The 16228-nt window shown below is 64.7% G+C and carries 10 protein-coding genes and 1 tRNA gene; 4 read left to right on the top strand and 7 right to left on the bottom strand.

Features of this window, described 5'->3' with window-relative positions:
• The first annotated feature begins 190 nt into the window (after positions 1-190).
• Entirely contained in the window at positions 191-934 is a 744-nt protein-coding gene (locus tag BJY26_RS10810; protein ID WP_179428155.1) for a PadR family transcriptional regulator, read from the top strand.
• Between the two features lie 54 nt (positions 935-988).
• Positions 989-1660 carry a nucleoside triphosphate pyrophosphohydrolase gene (locus BJY26_RS10805; protein ID WP_179428153.1) on the top strand — a complete coding sequence of 224 codons (672 nt, stop codon included), beginning with the start codon at positions 989-991 and terminating at the stop codon, positions 1658-1660.
• Between the two features lie 65 nt (positions 1661-1725).
• Here BJY26_RS10805 and mfd read toward each other — a convergent pair whose 3' ends face one another.
• From mfd to BJY26_RS10770, 7 genes are all read right to left on the bottom strand, one after another.
• Complete coding sequence (gene mfd / locus BJY26_RS10800; RefSeq protein WP_179428151.1) at positions 1726-5298, bottom strand: transcription-repair coupling factor; 3573 nt, start codon at positions 5296-5298, stop codon at positions 1726-1728.
• 548 nt (positions 5299-5846) lie between these two features.
• Positions 5847-8561, bottom strand: a complete 2715-nt coding sequence (locus BJY26_RS10795) for a LuxR family transcriptional regulator (RefSeq protein WP_179428149.1) — start codon at positions 8559-8561, stop codon at positions 5847-5849.
• A 134-nt stretch (positions 8562-8695) separates the two neighbouring features.
• Positions 8696-9292, bottom strand: a complete 597-nt coding sequence (pth, locus tag BJY26_RS10790) for an aminoacyl-tRNA hydrolase (protein ID WP_179429914.1) — start codon at positions 9290-9292, stop codon at positions 8696-8698.
• Between the two features lie 2 nt (positions 9293-9294).
• Positions 9295-9969 (bottom strand): 50S ribosomal protein L25/general stress protein Ctc, encoded by a 675-nt coding sequence (locus tag BJY26_RS10785; RefSeq protein ID WP_179428147.1) that lies wholly within the window; start codon positions 9967-9969, stop codon positions 9295-9297.
• 235 nt (positions 9970-10204) lie between these two features.
• A complete protein-coding gene (locus BJY26_RS10780; RefSeq protein WP_179428145.1) occupies positions 10205-11185 on the bottom strand; it encodes a ribose-phosphate diphosphokinase in 981 nt (326 codons plus the stop codon).
• Complete coding sequence (gene glmU, locus BJY26_RS10775) at positions 11186-12643, bottom strand: bifunctional UDP-N-acetylglucosamine diphosphorylase/glucosamine-1-phosphate N-acetyltransferase GlmU (RefSeq protein ID WP_372465375.1); 1458 nt, start codon at positions 12641-12643, stop codon at positions 11186-11188.
• Between the two features lie 129 nt (positions 12644-12772).
• Positions 12773-12844, bottom strand: a tRNA-Gln gene (locus BJY26_RS10770).
• 128 nt (positions 12845-12972) lie between these two features.
• On the opposite strand from BJY26_RS10770, the gene pcrA reads away from it, so the two are divergent.
• Positions 12973-15348 (top strand): DNA helicase PcrA, encoded by a 2376-nt coding sequence (gene pcrA, locus BJY26_RS10765; RefSeq protein WP_179428143.1) that lies wholly within the window; start codon positions 12973-12975, stop codon positions 15346-15348.
• 19 nt (positions 15349-15367) lie between these two features.
• Positions 15368-16174: a class I SAM-dependent methyltransferase gene (locus tag BJY26_RS10760; RefSeq protein WP_179428141.1), complete on the top strand. Its 807-nt coding sequence runs from the start codon at positions 15368-15370 to the stop codon at positions 16172-16174.
• Positions 16175-16228: the final 54 nt, after the last annotated feature.

The raw sequence follows: 16228 nt of genomic DNA, 5'->3' as shown, positions 1-16228 counted from the left end.
TTCGGTGATTGGTCGGCTCTTTCTAAGACTAAAGCACGCCTTCGACGTGCAGCACTTCGCAACCGAGTTGCCCAGCCGTTGACATCGAAATTTTAACGATATATCGTTGGCATATCGCGATAGTCATACGACAGTCGTGATACATCAATTTTTCGCAACAACCGACACCTACCGACATGGAGAAATTCTCATGACCCGCGAATACCACGACAGCAATGACAGTGACGACACGAACGAGAGTGAGCGCCATGACCCCGACAACACCCGCGACGACTGGAGCGCTAATGACGAGCACACGGGCCGAGGACACGGCTTCGACCACGGACGCGGCGGCCCCGAAGACCGTGGTCCGCACGGCCGCGGCGGGCGAGGCGGGCGTGGTGGGCGCGGCGGGCGCGGCGGTCATGGCCCGGGAGCTTTTGGGCCGCCGATGGGCCGATTTGGCGGTTTCGGAATGGGCGGCGACTTCCCTCGCTTCGGCCCGTTCCGCGAACGGCGTGCCCGCAAAGGAGACGTCAGGGCGGCAATTTTATCGCTCTTGGCGCAAGAGCCCTCCAACGGTTACCAGCTGATCAAGACCATCAAGCACACCACGGACGGCGCGTGGCGGCCCAGCCCGGGCTCCGTCTATCCGACCCTTCAACAGTTGCAGGACGACGGTCTGATCGAGCCCGACGGCGAAGGAAGCCGGACCGATTTCACGCTGACCGACGCCGGCCGCAGTTATATCGCCGAGCATGCCGACGAACTTGAAGCCGCCTGGGAAGGCGCGACCGGAAAGTCCGAGGACGACGCCGAACTGGCCGGCAGCATCGCCAAGCTGATGGGCGCCGTCCATCAACTTCGTTTCGCCGCCAGCGACGAGCAGGCTCACCAGGTCGCCGAGATTCTCGACGATGCGCGCCGGTCGATTTACCGGATTCTCGCCGACTGAGATTGCGGTCCGCGAGCCGGTCACAGCGTACGCCGGGAGGTTTAGGCTGGCACTGTGGCACAGACCGGATCCCTTGACGACCTCCGCAGCGCTATCGACACGCTCCGCTCCCCCGGCGGCTGCCCATGGAGCGCCGAACAGACCCACCGCACGCTCCTGCCGTATTTGATCGAGGAGTGCTACGAATACGTCGACGCGGTCGAGACCGGCACTGCCGACGACATGGTCGAAGAGCTCGGCGACGTGCTCTGGCAAGTCGTCTTCCACTCACGACTCGGGGAGGAAGACTCCTCGGCGTTCACGTTGGACGACGTCGCCGCGGCGCTGCTCCGAAAAGTCGTCCGGCGACACCCGCACGTTTTCGACACGGGGTCCGATGCTTTTCCCGGCGGCGCCGTCGACATCGAATGGGTCGAGGGTGCCTGGGAAACGATCAAGGCCGCTGAGAAGTCCGACCGCGAATCGATGTTTGACGGCATTCCCACGGCGTTGCCGGCACTGACCCGCGCGCACAAGGTACTGCGAAGGATCGGGCGTGCGCGGCTCGACGTCCCCGACCCGGAAAGTGCGACGCCGGGCGATGCGGACCCGGAGGCCGGGCGGATCGGCGCGGAACTTTTAACGCTTGTGCGTGAAGCCGAAGAAAAGGGCGTCGATGCCGAAGCAGCCTTACGACACGCCGTCCGCGATCTCGAGCGGGCGGCGCGCCGGCAAGAATCTTCCTGACATTCCATATCGCGTGCGGGCTCGCGCGGAACGCGGCCGCAGCGGCCCGGACGCCGGGTGCCGCCCTATTTGGCGGAGGCCGAGGTGGTGCCGACTCGCGCAGCGGTCGACACGTCGTCGCCGAGCACGCCGTCCAGCACGTCGCTCACCCAGGCCAGCAGATCGCTGCCGCTCAGGGCGGCGCCGCCGATCCCGCCGTCTTTCGGCCTCGGCACCAAGATCGACCGGATGGCCGGCTTGAGCATGGCCCGCGGGTACAGCCGCTTCAGCCGCATCACCTGCGAGTCGCGTAGCTCGACCGGCGCGAACCGGATGAAATTGCCTTGCGCCAAGATCTCGAAGACCCCGAACTCACGCGCGTGCACACGCAGCCTGGCCACGTCGGCAAGAGTACGCACCGGCAGCGGCAGCGGACCGTACCTGTCCGCAAGCTCGTCGCAGACATCCTCGATGACTTGCGGCGACCCCGCGGCCGCGAGCTTGCGATACGCCTCCAGCCGGAGCCTCTCGTGTGGCACGTAGTCGTGCGGCAAGTGCGCGTCCACCGGCAGCTCGATTCGCACTTCGTGCTCCGGCTCGGGCATATCGCCGCGATAATTCGCGACTGCCTCACCCACTAGGCGCACGTAAAGGTCGAATCCCACGCCCTCGATCTGGCCGGACTGTTCACCCCCGAGCAGATTGCCGGCGCCGCGGATCTCCAGATCCTTCATGGCCACCTGCATTCCGGCTCCCAGGTCGGAATGGGCGGCTAACGTGTGCAGGCGCTCATGTGCCGTTTCGGTCAACTCGTGATCGGCCGGATACAGGAAGTACGAATACGCACGCTCGCGTCCGCGGCCGACCCGACCGCGCAACTGGTGCAGCTGCGACAGTCCCAATCGGTCGGCCCTGTCGATGATCAGGGTGTTCGCGTTCGAGATGTCGATACCGTTCTCGACTATCGTCGTGCACACGAGCACATCGAACTTGCCTTCCCAGAAGTCCACGATGACCTGTTCGAGCCGGCGCTCGTGCATCTTGCCGTGTGCCACGGCGATCCGCGCTTCCGGCACCAGCTCGCCGATTCGTTTTGCGGCTTCGTCAATGGAATCGACCCGGTTGTGGATGAAGAACACTTGCCCTTCGCGGAGCAGCTCGCGCCGGATCGCGGCCGTGACCTGCTTCTCGTCGTAGCCGCCCACGTAGGTGAGCACGGGATGACGTTCCTCGGGTGGCGTGGCAAGCGTCGACATCTCCCTGATGCCGGTGACCGCCATTTCGAGCGTGCGCGGAATCGGCGTGGCGGACATCGACAATACGTCCACGTTGGTTCGCAACGCCTTGAGCGTTTCCTTGTGCTCGACGCCGAATCGCTGCTCCTCGTCCACGATGATGAGCCCCAGATCCTTGAACCGAGCTTCGCCCGAAAGCAGCCGGTGCGTCCCGATGACGACGTCCAGCCCTCCGGATGCCAGTGATTCCTTGACTTTCCTGGCTTCGGAACCGGTCTGGAACCGCGACAGCGGCGCGACTGTGACGGGAAAGCCGGAAAAGCGCTCGGCAAATGTGTCGTAATGCTGTTGCACAAGCAAGGTTGTCGGCACCAACACGGCCACTTGCTTGCCGTCCTGTACCGCTTTGAATGCAGCGCGCACGGCGATCTCCGTCTTGCCGTACCCGACGTCGCCGCAAATCAACCGGTCCATCGGCACCGGCTTTTCCATATCGGCTTTGACCTCGTCGATGGTCGTGAGCTGGTCGGGCGTTTCGATATAGCTGAATGCGTCCTCGAGTTCACGCTGCCACGGCGTATCCGGGCCAAAGGTATGACCGGACGTCGCTTGCCGCGCCGAGTACAGCCGGATCAGCTCGCCGGCGATCTCCTTGACGGCCTTGCGCGCCCGCGACTTCGTTTTGGCCCAGTCCGAGCCGCCCATCTTCGACAGCGACGGCGACTCGCCGCCGACGTATTTCGTCACTTGGTCGAGGGAATCGGACGGCACGTACAGCCTGTCCCCCGGCTGGCCGCGCTTGGCCGGCGCATATTCGATGACGAGATATTCGCGCGTGTGCGCCGCGTCCCCGCGGCCGACGGTCCGCTGCGTCATCTCGACGAACTTGCCGACACCGTGCTGTTCGTGCACCACGAAGTCGCCCGGACGCAATTGCAGCGGGTCCACCATGTTCCGGCGGCGACTGGGCAACCGACGCATATCGCGAGTGCTGCCGGCGCCGGACCGCCCGAGGACGTCGGCTTCGGTGAGGAACGCAAGCTTCAACGACTCGGACACAAACCCGCCCGCGGTCGCGGCAGTCGTCACTATCACGAGGCCGGACGGCGGCTCGGCATCGACGTCGTCGTCTCGCCGGGCCGGCACTTCGGCTTCGCGGAAGACTTCCATCAGTCTGCCGGCCGGGCCGTGGCCCACGGTCGCGACGACTATCTTCCAGCCGGCCGACACCAATTCGCGCAAGTCGGTCAGTACTTTGTCGACGTCGCCTTCGTAGCCGCGCACCTCGCGCGCATCGATCGAAAAGTATCCGACTTCGTCGACGAGTTCTTCGTCATGCGCGAACCCGCCAAGTTCCCACCAATCGAATTGGAGGACGTCGGCGGCCTCTTTGGTCTGCTCGAACGTGCGGTAGCTAGCCGCAGATAGGTCAATCGGCGCCTTTCCGCCGGCACTGGCCCCCGTCCACGCCGCGGCAAGGAATTCCTCGCTGGTCGAGACGAGATCGGCGGCTCGGGCGCTGACGCGTTCGGGCTGTACCACGACGATTCGCGTGCCGGCCGGCAGGTTCGCAACAAACGGCTCCATCCCGTCGACCAGCGCGGGCGCCAGTGATTCCATGCCTTCAACGGCTATTCCGGCCGAGATCCGCTCGAGCATTTCGGCGGCCGCAGGGAATTCCGGGATCAGCGCGGCGGCCCGCTCACGCACCGAGTCGGTGAGCAACAGCTCGCGGCACGGCGGCGCCCAGAGGCTTGTCGGCGCCGTCCGGCGTCCTTCCTCGGTCAATTCGTGCGAACGCTGATCGGCGACGGAAAAAGCGCGGATCTCGTCGACCTCGTCACCAAAGAACTCGATACGCAACGGATGCGGCTCGGTTGGCGGGAACACGTCGAGGATGCCGCCCCGGATGGCGTATTCGCCGCGACGGGACACCATGTCGACTCGCGAATACGCGGCTGCCGACAGGGATTCGGAAACTTCGGTCAACGACACGTCGTCCCCGACCGAGAAAGCCACCGGCTCCAGATCGCCCAATCCCTTGACGAGCGGTTGGAGGACCGCCCGCACCGGCGCGACGACGAGTCGTATCGGCACCGGACCGGGATGGCGCAGCCTACGCAGCACCGACAGCCGGCGGCCGACGGTGTCCGACCGGGGCGACAGCCGTTCGTGCGGCAAGGTCTCCCATGAATGAAAGACGGCGATAGTCTCCGGATCCATGAATTCGCCGGCCGCGGCAGCCACTTCATCGGCCTCCCTGCCGGTTGCCGTGACGACGAGCAGGGGCCGCTCCGTCGACCAGTCAGCGGTCAATGCGGGCCAGAGTCCGGCAACCGCATCCACTGTGGCGGAGGCGAGGTCGGTATGCAGCGCCTTGACCGTGGGGTCGGTTGAAAGCACTGTCTGGATGCCGGACAACATGGCAATGGTCCCGTCTGGAGGGTGAGAGTTGACGATGAGCCGTCATGCGCGCACGACGACCGGGCCGTGCAATCGGTGAGTCGCACGGCTTCCTCGTCCAGTTTACTGCTGCGGGCAAACGCGGGTTCCGGCCCCAAACGGAAGGCGCTGCTCAAACGGAAGGCGCTACCCAAACGGAAGGCGCGGGGCACACGACCCGTGTGCCCCGCGCGTGCGCCCCTGAATATCCCCATAGTCGCGGGCGCACCGTGGTCGGCGGCGTAAACGCGGCCGACAAGTCCGGCTGAGTCCCACCACCACCGAGCACGTCCGTGGCTCGAAGCCCAAGAAGCGCAGGGGCGCTCCCGGCCGACGTCCGGCATTACCTTCGGGGGGTAGAGAGTGCCGAATTGGACGGTCCGGATAGTGGTGATCTCATCCGGCAGTCTCCCCGAATACCGCACATCCGGTTCGACTGATGCATTTCACTCTAGGCAGCGCCCAGACCGGAAGCACGAGTACGGACTTCTTCACTTTTCGACGCGGACTACTCGCATCCGCCCCGAGGACTACTCGGTCGGCAGCGCGTTCACGGCCATGGGGATGTCCCCGCGCCGGTTCACGCCAAGCTTCGGGTAGATCCGATACAAGTGGCCTTCGACGGTTCGTACCGACACCGTCAACTCGTCGGCGATGTCCCGGTTGCTCATGCCCTTGGCCAACAGTTGCACGATCTCGCGTTCGCGAGCGGTCAGCTGTTCGGCGTTGGCGTCGGCATCCAACGCAAAGAGCGAATCGACGACGTCCTCGCACTTCGACCGGCATCTGTCGAACAAGACTCGCAAGTTGTTGCGCAACAGTATTTCCTGACGCGTCTTTGGCGCGGTCATGGCCTGCAAGCCGGCGGATGCCAATTGCGCGGCCAACAGGTGCTGCGATCCTTCCTGCGCAAGTCCGGCGGCCCGCATCAGTTTTTGCGGGTCTTCGGCCAGCCGTCCCTCGCCGTACAGCCGATACACCCGCGCCTTGAGGCCTTCGGCCTCGCCGGTACGCGCTATCAGCTCGCCGAGCGCACGCGAATCGCCGGCCATTCCGAGGACGACGAGCGCGTCCAGCTCGAGGTAGAGCAAGCCGGCGGCCTTCATCCGGTCGGCGAACGCGGCCAGATCCGTCAGCGCATCGGTTGTCCCCATCCGCGTCCGGCACGTCAGAATCGTCAATTCGACTGTCGACTTGAAGTACATGCCGTGATTGCAACGGGCCAATTCGCTCTCGGCGGCACGCAGGTATTTCACGGCGGAGGATTCGTCGCCCACCAAGTCGTACGCCTGTGCCATCGTGGCGAAAATATGCGGCTTGATCCCGCTGGGGTCGAACATCTTGCTTGCCGCCAGTGCGCCCTTCAAGTGTTTCAGCGCATGCTTGACGTTGCCCTTGCCCAAGTGAATGACTGCCTGCGTCATCTCGGTCGCGCCGCCATTGAGCACGATGAATCTGCCGGCTCGCCGGTAGACGTCGTGCAGGACCGCAGTCGCGGTCTGCCAATCGCTGGCGGCGATGGACGTGGCGCAGACCGTTTCAAGCGCGTTGCGCTGCAACGCCATCGGCAGATCCGGCCATTCGCTCAAGAGCCCGCGAAGCCATTCCGACACCAGGATTGCCCGATGCAGTCGACCGGTGGCCAGGTAGCACTCGCACAACGAGTGGGCGATGTCGATTTTGAGCACCAGCGACACGTCGCCGTCCGTGTACATCTTCTCCAAGCCCGGCATTGCCTCGGCGAACCTGCCGGCCCGCGTCGCGGTGATGAGATGGCCGGCCCCGAACCGAATACGGGCGTCGGCTTTACCGGCCTCGTCCGCGTAGTCGTCGAGCCTGCTTTCCCCTTCGCGCAAGATCGCGACGGTTCGTTCGATATCGCCTCGTTCGGACAGGCAAATCCTTGCCCGCGTCGCGTAGACATTGACGAGATTGTGCAGGTCGAGCGGCTGCGAGCAGAGTTGCTCCAGATCGGCCAGGCCGGCCTCCGCGCCGTCCACCATGATCCGGGCAGCGGCACGAAGCAGTCCCAAGTCGAACGTGGTCTGTTCATCAACGTCGTCGCGCGATTCGACCGAATCGATGACGCGAAGGGCGAAATGCCCGTCGTTCGCGCCAATCGCGAAACGGGCAGCCTTCACGGCGTCCTCGGCCGGCACCATGGCGTTGCAGGCCATATCGAGCTTGACCATTGTCATGAGACGCCAGTACGTCAACCTGGACCGGTCGAGCTTCGCGTTGAGCCGGTCACGGATCTCGTTGCGCCGGCCGGCCGGAACTGCACGACGCAACGCTTCGCCGAACAAGGTCTGGTGGACGCTGACGACCGCCGGGTGGCGGGTGACGCTCAGCAGATCCATCCCCACGAGCTCGTCGACGTCTTGTTCGTCAACAAGCTCAAGCAACGAAACACGGCTAATGGGCTCGGCCACCGCCACCGTCTCCAAAGTGGCCCGCAACACGGAGGGAAGTCGGGCCAGCCGGGCCTGTGCGTGCGCGATGGCGCCGCGGTTGAGCCAGGAATCGGTCTCGGCACGGGTCAGTACCCAGACGCCGTCCGACTCCACCACCGCATCGGAGTCGACGAGCTCGCTCAAAAGCATTTTCAGCAGGAACGGGTTTCCACCGACCGCGCCGACGACTGCGGATTCGAGTTGACGCGACACTTGCCCGTTGAAGAAGCCCCGGACGAGCCGAGCAATGGTCGTGCTTTCCATCGGCTGCACGTGCACGACTGTCAGGTAGCCCTCGTTGACGAGTTCCATCAACTCGACGTGCGGCATCGGCGCCGGCCGACCCGTGGCCAACAACTTGACCTGTCCGCCGAGGACCAACTGCGTGATCACCATGGCGGACGAGTCGTCCAAATGGTGTGCGTCGTCGATCTCCAACACTATCGGCACGATGTTCGATCGATTGCCGAAGTACTGCACCAGCATTTGCAAGGCGGCGATCGCATCCGTCGGCCGCTCGGGCAGTCGCGCCAGCAACGGGCCCAGTGCGCCCATCGGAATGTCCGCGACAAGTGCAGTTGCCCGCAGTGGAATGACTTCGACGTCAAGCGATGACAATCCACGCTTACCGATCCAGGTCTTTCCGACGCCGAGTTCGCCCAAGAGCATGACACCCTGGCAGTTCGGGTCGTTCAACAGCTTGGAAACGTGCTCAATTTCGAGATCTCTGCCGACCTCAGGCCACGCCGTGGGCCCGCCGTTCAACAGCGGACGCACACTCGTAGTAGCCATGGAACCTCCACACCAGTCGCATACAAAGGCTGCGCGCTACAATTGGTGCAAGGCCGCCTCCCCCCAGTGGAGGTCTTGCAATCCACAGCTTAGCCGCTAAAAGCGATTTTCCAAGCTCGACATCAAACCGTGACTCAACTGTGATATTTGAGTTGGGCTTTCGCCAACCCTTCGGTGGTGAGTATCTCAAGGGCGTCCGCCGCGTCCGAGAGCGCCATCGGCAGATCACGGCGCTCGCTGGTTCCGAACTTTTTCAACACGTAGGCGGCAGCGTCCATGCGCCCCGGCGGACGGGAGATCCCGACCCGCACCCGCAGGTAGTCCTTGCTGCCGATTGCCGCAGTGATGCTCTTCAGCCCGTTATGCCCGCCGTCACCGCCGCCGCGCTTGAGTTTGAGGGTGTCGAACGGGATATCGAGTTCGTCGTGCACGACTATCAGCGATGACACGTCGAGAGAAAAGAATTTCATCAACGCGGCGACCGGGCCGCCCGACAGGTTCATGAAGCTGGACGGTTTGGCAACTATCGTCTTGGGCCCCGGGACGCCGCCCGGCCCGGTGCCGAGCCGGCCGGTGGCCACCTGGGCGCGAGCCTTGTGGGTGCGGAACGTCGCGCCCATCCGGGATGCCAGCGCGTCCGCCACCATTTGCCCGACATTGTGCCGGGTAGCCGAATAGTCGGGCCCGGGATTCCCGAGCCCGACTATCAGCCACGTGGTCGTATCGACGATGCTCAGTCCTCGGACTCGGTCGATTCTTCGGAGTCCGCGGCTGTTTCGACGGGGGCTTCCTCTGCCGTCGGCTCGGGCTCGCCCTTGGTCTCGGCGATCTCGGCTTCGGCTTCTTCGAGTTCGGCCTCGACTTCTTCGGCCGTGCGCTCGGCGCTGATGTTGACGACCAGCACCTCCGGGTCGGTGACGAGTTCGACGCCGGCCGGAAGCGTGACGGCTTCGGCCAACACGTGTTCGCCGACTTCGAGTCCTTCGACGGAGACCTCAATCTGCTCGGGAAGCTTGGACGCGTCGGCACTGATGAGCAGCGTCTGCTCTTCCAGGCCGACGACGGTGCCGGGAGCGGCCTCGCCCGTGACCTGCACGTACACCTCGACCTCGACCTTTTCTCCGCGCTTGACCTCGACCAGGTCGACGTGTTCGATGTCCCACGTCACCGGGTGCCGCTGTACTTCCTTGGCAAGTGCCAACTGCACTTTGCCGTTCACCTCGATGTCCAGCAGAGCGTTGGCGTGTTTGAAAGCCATCATTGTTTCGTGGCCCGGGAGGGACAGGTGGGTGGTGGTGTCGCCGTGGCCGTACATGACGGCGGGGATGCGCGATTCGCGGCGCAGTCGGCGGGCGGCGCCCTTACCGAATTCGGTGCGCGGCAGGCCGATGAGCTTCTGCTCGGACATATGTGACTCCTTGAACTGATGAGTTGTGCTGAGGCTGCGAGCCCGGCGTCCGCCGCGGCGCAGGCGCCCTCAAGAAGTCGTCTTCAGGCCGATAAGTCGCCACCGCGTCGATCACGGAAAGCCCGTCTTCCGGCCTCTCCCTCGCCGAGGTTGTTCGCCCCAGTCTATCGAAAGCGCCGCCCAAGTCGAAATCGGCCGGTGGCTTCTGTGAAATGTCGGGGCGGGAAGCGACGGGTTAAAAGGTTCCGTCGAACAAGCTGGTGACCGATCCGTCCTCGAACACTTCGCGCATGGCCCGGGCCAGCAACGGGGCGATCGACAGCACCGTCAGCTTGTCGAAGTGTTTGTCTTCGCTCAGCGGCAAGGTGTTGGTGACTATCACTTCGGAGACGACCGAGTTTTTCAGTCTGTCGACCGCAGGGCCCGAGAACACCGCGTGAGTCGACACGATGACGACGCCCGCCGCGCCGGCCTCCATGATGGCGTTTGCGGCCTGCACGATGGTGCCGCCGGTGTCGATCATGTCGTCGACCAGCACGCAAACCCGATCCTCGACGTCGCCGACCACCCGGTTGGCCTTCGTCGAATTGGGCTGATGAATATCCCGGGTCTTGTGAATGAAGGCCAGCGGCGCGCCGCCCAGGCTGGCGCTCCACTGCTCGGCCACCTTGATCCGGCCGGCGTCCGGCGATACGACGGCGAGCCGGTTGTCGCGGTATTTGCGGTTGACGTATTCGGCAAGGATCGGCAGTGCCATCAAATGGTCGACCGGGCCGTCGAAGAACCCCTGGATCTGCGAGGTGTGCAGGTCGACCGACATCAGCCGGTCGGCGCCGGCCGTCTTGTACAGATCGGCGACAAGGCGCGCCGAGATCGGCTCGCGGCCGCGGTGCTTCTTGTCCTGCCGGGCGTAGGGGAAGAACGGCGAAATGACGGTGATGCGCTTGGCCGACGCCCGCTTGAGCGCATCGATCATCAGCAGCTGTTCCATCAGCCATTCGTTGATGGGTGCCGTATGACTTTGCAGCACGAAGACGTCCGCGCCGCGCACGCTCTCACCGAATCGGACATAGATCTCACCATTGGCGAAATCGTACGCATCGGTCGGTGCCACGTCGGTGCCGAGTGATTCGGACACCTGTCTGGCAAGCTCCGGGTGAGCCCGTCCCGAAACGAACACCATCCGCTTCGAGTTCTTGGTGACGATACCTGTCATTTAGTTTTGGCTCCCCTCGCCTGGATCCTGCGCACCGCGACTTGCTTCGTCCGCCGGCGAGCCGGGACGCTTGCTTGCGACCCAGCCTTCGATGTTGCGTTGCGGGGCCACGTTGATGGCCAACGCCCCGGGCGGCACATCCTTGCGGATCACGGTGCCCGCCCCCGAATACGCTCCGTCGCCGACCGTGACCGGCGCGACGAACATGTTGTCCGAGCCGGTGCGCACATGCGATCCGACCTCGGTGCGGTGCTTGGCGACTCCGTCGTAATTGACGAACACGGACGCCGCACCGATATTCGACTCCTCGCCGATCGACGCATCGCCGACGTAACTCAAATGCGGCACTTTCGACCCCTCGCCGATCTGGGCGTTCTTGGTCTCGACGAACGTGCCGATCTTCCCGCGAGCCCCGAGGTCGGTGCCCGGGCGCAAATACGCAAAGGGGCCGACTTTCACGTCGGCGCCGAGTACCGCAAGGGAGCCGTGCGTGCGAACGACCTCCGCACGCTGCCCGACCTCGACCGATGTCAAAGTCGTGTCGGGGCCGATGACCGCGCCGGTCTCCACGGTCGTGGCACCGTGCAGCTGAACGCCGGGCAGTAGCGTGACGTCCGCGGCAAGTTCGGTGTCGGCACTGATCCACGTGGTTGCCGGGTCGACAATCGTCACCCCGGCGCGCATCCATTTCTCGCACACACGCCTGTTCATCTCCCGGCCGAGCGCGGCAAGCTGGACGCGGTCGTTGGCGCCTTCGACCTGCCAGACGTCGTCCGTCGTCAACGCGGCAACGGCCGCGCCGTCCGCTTTGGCCAGTGCCAGCACATCGGTCAGATACTTCTCGCCTTGCGCGTTGTCGGTGGTCACGCGGGCCAAGGCCGAACGCAACACCGCCAAGTCGAACGCGTAAATTCCCGAGTTGATCTCGGTGATGGCGCGCTGGGCTTCGGAGGCGTCCTTGTGTTCGACGATGCCGTCGACGCCGCCGTCATCGCTGCGCACGATTCGCCCGTACCCGCTCGGATCGGCCACGCGGGCCGACAGCACGCTGACGCCGTATCCGCCGCAGACGTGGAAGTCGACGAGCGCATTCATGGTCTCGGTCGCCAGCAGCGGAACGTCTCCATAGCTGACCACGACGGTGCCGCCGGCGTCCGGATCAAGCAATTCCAGCCCGCACTCGACGGCACGGCCGGTGCCCTTCACGTCGTCCTGATCGGCAAGCTGCGGCGCGGGCTGCAGACCATCGAGCCCGGCGATATGGCCTGCGACGAGTTCTCGTTCATGCCGGACGACGGCAATCAGGTTGTCGGGTTTCGTCCCCGCCGCGGCCGCGAGCGCGTGGTGGATCAGCGACCGGCCCCCGATCGGATGCAAAACCTTCGGCGTCGCGGACTTCATTCGCGTACCTTCGCCGGCGGCCAATACGATGACGGCGACGGGGCGGGTTTCACTCACGAGCATCGTCCTTACGGGTGGATCGACAGTGTTTGTCTGGCCCAAACTATCACCGTGCCCGCGGCGTCCCCGGCGACGATCCGTGCCCGTCGCCAGGGCGGTCCCGGGCCGCCGAATTGCTTCGGCTAGTTCCGTCCCCAGGATTCGAACCTAGACTGCACGGCTCCAAAGGCCGGCGTGCTGCCATTACACCAGGACGGATCGATCCGGATCGCGGGCGGCTGCCGAATCTCTCCAGCACCCAGTTTGTCGTAACGTGCCGGTCAGCGCAAAACGATGGCCCGCTCGAGTCGCCCGGTGTCGGGGCCGGGCCGTAGGCTTGAACAATCATGAGCACTATGTTCGACCTTTTCTCCGACCGCCCGCATTCGTCGTCCGCTCTTCCCCGGCCGTTGCCGGACGATCCGGGCGACCGCGCGGACGCCGCGCCGGTCGCCGCCGCGGCGGCACCTGCGGGAAGCGCCCCGCCGCCGGACGTCTTCGACGGCCTCAATCAGCAGCAGCGGCACGCGGTTGAGCACGAAGGGGCGCCGCTGCTCATCGTTGCCGGCGCCGGCTCGGGCAAGACAACTGTGCTGACTCGGCGGATCGCCCGCTTGCTGCAGACCGGACGTGCTCGCCCCAGCGAGATCCTGGCCATCACGTTCACCAATAAGGCGGCGGCGGAAATGGTCGAGCGGATCACGGGCCTCGTCGGCCCGCAAGCAAAGGCGATGTGGATCTCGACCTTCCACTCGGCGTGTGTGCGTATTTTGCGCCGGGAGGCCAAGGCGATCGGCATCAAATCGAATTTCTCGATTTACGATGCCGCCGATTCGCTGCGCTTGATCACGTTGTGCGCCCGCGAGGCCGATTTGGATCCCAAGAGGTTCCCGCCGAAGTCGCTGGCGTTCCAGATCTCGAACTTGAAGAACGAACTCGTCGATGACGACGCCTATTCGTCGCGGGCCTCCGAGACCGATCCGAACCAGCGGGCCGTCGCCGAGGTCTACCGGCTGTACACCGAGCGGCTTCGGCAGGCCGGCGCGTTCGATTTCGACGATTTGATCATGACGACAGTGAACATGTTCCGGGCGTTTCCGCAGATCGCCGAGCATTACCGCCGTCGGTTCCGACACGTGCTCGTTGACGAGTACCAGGACACCAACCACGCGCAATACGCCCTGGTGCGCGAGATAGTCGGCCCGCCGGACGACTCGCTTCCCCCGGCGGAATTGACAGTCGTGGGCGACGCCGACCAGTCGATTTACGCGTTTCGCGGCGCATCGATTCGCAATATCATCGAATTCGAAAACGATTATCCGTCGGCACGGACAATTCTGTTGGAGCAGAACTACCGGTCGACGCAGAACATCCTGTCGGCAGCGAACTCCGTGATTTCGCAGAATTCCGAACGCCCGGACAAGAAGCTGTGGACGTCCGAAGGCGCCGGCGAGCTGATCGTCGGCTACGTCGCGGACAACGAACACGACGAAGCCCAGTTCATCGCCGACGAGATCGACAGGCTCAGCGATGAAGGCGAGGCCAAGCCGGGCGATGTCGCGATCTTCTACCGCACCAATGCGCAATCCCGTGCCTTGGAAGAGGTGCTCGTCCGGGTCGGCCTTCCCTACAAGGTCGTCGGCGGCACCCGGTTCTACGAACGCCGCGAGATCCGCGATGCCCTGGCGTACCTGCGGGTGCTGGCCAACCCGACCGACACCGTCAATCTTCGCCGCATCTTGAATGTGCCCAAGCGGGCAATCGGCGACCGGGCCGAGGCCATGGTCGCCGCATTCGCCGACCGCGAGCGCATCCCGTTCTCCGACGCGCTCCGGCGGGCCGACGAGGCGCCCGGGCTTGCCACCCGCTCCCTCAAGGCCGTCCGGTCGTTCGTTCAACTCCTCGACGACCTGCAGACCGTCGTCGAAACCAATGCACCGCCGCGCGTGCTGGAGGCGGTCCTCGAACAGACCGGCTACTTGTCGGAACTGCGCGGGAGCACCGATCCGCAGGACGAAACGCGCGTGGAGAACCTTGCCGAGCTCGTTGCGGTGGTCGAGGACTATTCGCGCACGAATCCGGACGGCGACCTCGCTGCCTTCCTCGAGCAGGTCTCGCTTGTCGCGGACGCCGATCAGATCCCGGACGAGGACGACGACCGGGGCGTCGTCACGCTGATGACGCTGCACACGGCCAAGGGGCTGGAGTTCCCCGTCGTTTTCTTGACGGGGCTCGAGGACGGCGCGTTCCCGCACGCCCGCTCGTTTTCAAACACCACGGAGCTTGCTGAAGAACGGCGACTCGCCTACGTCGGACTGACTCGGGCCAGACGGCGTCTCTACGTCACCAGGGCCGAAACCCGCAGTGTGTGGGGACAGCCGCAGTTCAACCCGCCGAGCCGGTTCCTTTCAGAGATTCCGTCCTCGCTGATCGATTGGCGCCGGCTCGGCAATGCCGGCTCCGGCGGGTTGGGGTCGCCGACGTCGGCCGGCGCCGGTTACCGGTCGCCTGCTCCGAGCCGCACCCCGTCAATGGGACGGATCCAGCCGAACCGGGAACCGATCTCGGTCGAAGTCGGTCAACGGGTGAGCCACGACAGTTTCGGGCTCGGCACTGTCATCGAAGTGGCCGGGACCGGCGACAAGGCCGTGGCCAAGGTCGATTTCGGCTCCGCCGGGACGAAGCGCCTGCTGCTACGCTACGCGCCGGTGGAAAAAATTTAGCCGCCCCGACAGGAGAGCCATGCCGTCGCTATGGAATGAGCAGTCCCCGACGTCCGGGAACGCGCCCGCCGACTTCGCCAAGGCCCCGAACCAGGGTCTCCATCCCGAGCTCTACGAAATCGAAAACGCGGCGATCGATCATGACGACACGCTCTGGCATGAGCTGATCGGGGCTGCTCCGTGGGCCGGCAAGCGCATCGTCGACTTGGGTTGCGGCACCGGTTACTGGCTGCCCCGGTACGCCGCCGACGCCCGCGAGGTCATCGGCATCGAACCGGACGCCGCGCTGCTCCCTGCCGCGCGTGCCCGATCGGGTGGGGCGACGGTATTGCGTGGATCGGCCGAACATATTCCGCTGCCGGGCGACTCCGTCGACGTCGTCCACGCCCGGTTCGCCTATTTCTTTCCCAGTGACGAGAACGACTGCGACCCCGGACTGGACGAGGTCATGCGAGTGTTACGGCCGGGCGGCTCACTCGTCGTGATCGACAACGATCAGCGCCGGGGAGAGTTCGCCGACCTGCTGGCCGAGAGTTCATGGGCCGACGCTCAAGGCGAGGGTCGTGCCATTCACCGCTGGTGGGCCGATCGCGGGGCCGAGACCAACCCGGTCATGAGCAGTTGGTCGTTCGACTCCCGCGCCGACCTGGCCGCCGTTCTCCGGATGGAATTCCCGTCCGAGGTCGCCGGCGACTGGCTTGCGCGTCATCCGGATGCGACAGGCCTGTCGTACGGGTACCTGCTTCATCTGCTGACTGCGCCGGCGGGTACCGCGGCGCCCCGACAACACAAGCCCCCGCCGACGGCGACCCGGCACGAGCGGTAGGCGGAATAAGGTGAACTACGCGAGCGGTTGTCCGACTAATCGGCATTCACACCG

Source organism: Spelaeicoccus albus (genome assembly GCF_013409065.1).
GTDB lineage: Bacteria > Actinomycetota > Actinomycetes > Actinomycetales > Brevibacteriaceae > Spelaeicoccus > Spelaeicoccus albus.
Note: the sequence above shows the minus strand (reverse complement) of the source record. Positions and strands in the feature narration are given on the sequence as shown.

What these genes read in the sequence shown, in the direction of transcription:
- BJY26_RS10810 (WP_179428155.1), top strand. Translation starts at nt 191, where the DNA reads ATGACCCGCGAATACCACGACAGCAATGACAGTGACGACACGAACGAG.
- mfd (WP_179428151.1), bottom strand. Translation starts at nt 5,298, where the DNA reads ATGTTGTCCGGCATCCAGACAGTGCTTTCAACCGACCCCACGGTCAAG.
- BJY26_RS10795 (WP_179428149.1), bottom strand. Translation starts at nt 8,561, where the DNA reads ATGGCTACTACGAGTGTGCGTCCGCTGTTGAACGGCGGGCCCACGGCG.
- BJY26_RS10785 (WP_179428147.1), bottom strand. Translation starts at nt 9,969, where the DNA reads ATGTCCGAGCAGAAGCTCATCGGCCTGCCGCGCACCGAATTCGGTAAG.
- BJY26_RS10780 (WP_179428145.1), bottom strand. Translation starts at nt 11,185, where the DNA reads ATGACAGGTATCGTCACCAAGAACTCGAAGCGGATGGTGTTCGTTTCG.
- pcrA (WP_179428143.1), top strand. Translation starts at nt 12,973, where the DNA reads ATGAGCACTATGTTCGACCTTTTCTCCGACCGCCCGCATTCGTCGTCC.
- BJY26_RS10760 (WP_179428141.1), top strand. Translation starts at nt 15,368, where the DNA reads ATGCCGTCGCTATGGAATGAGCAGTCCCCGACGTCCGGGAACGCGCCC.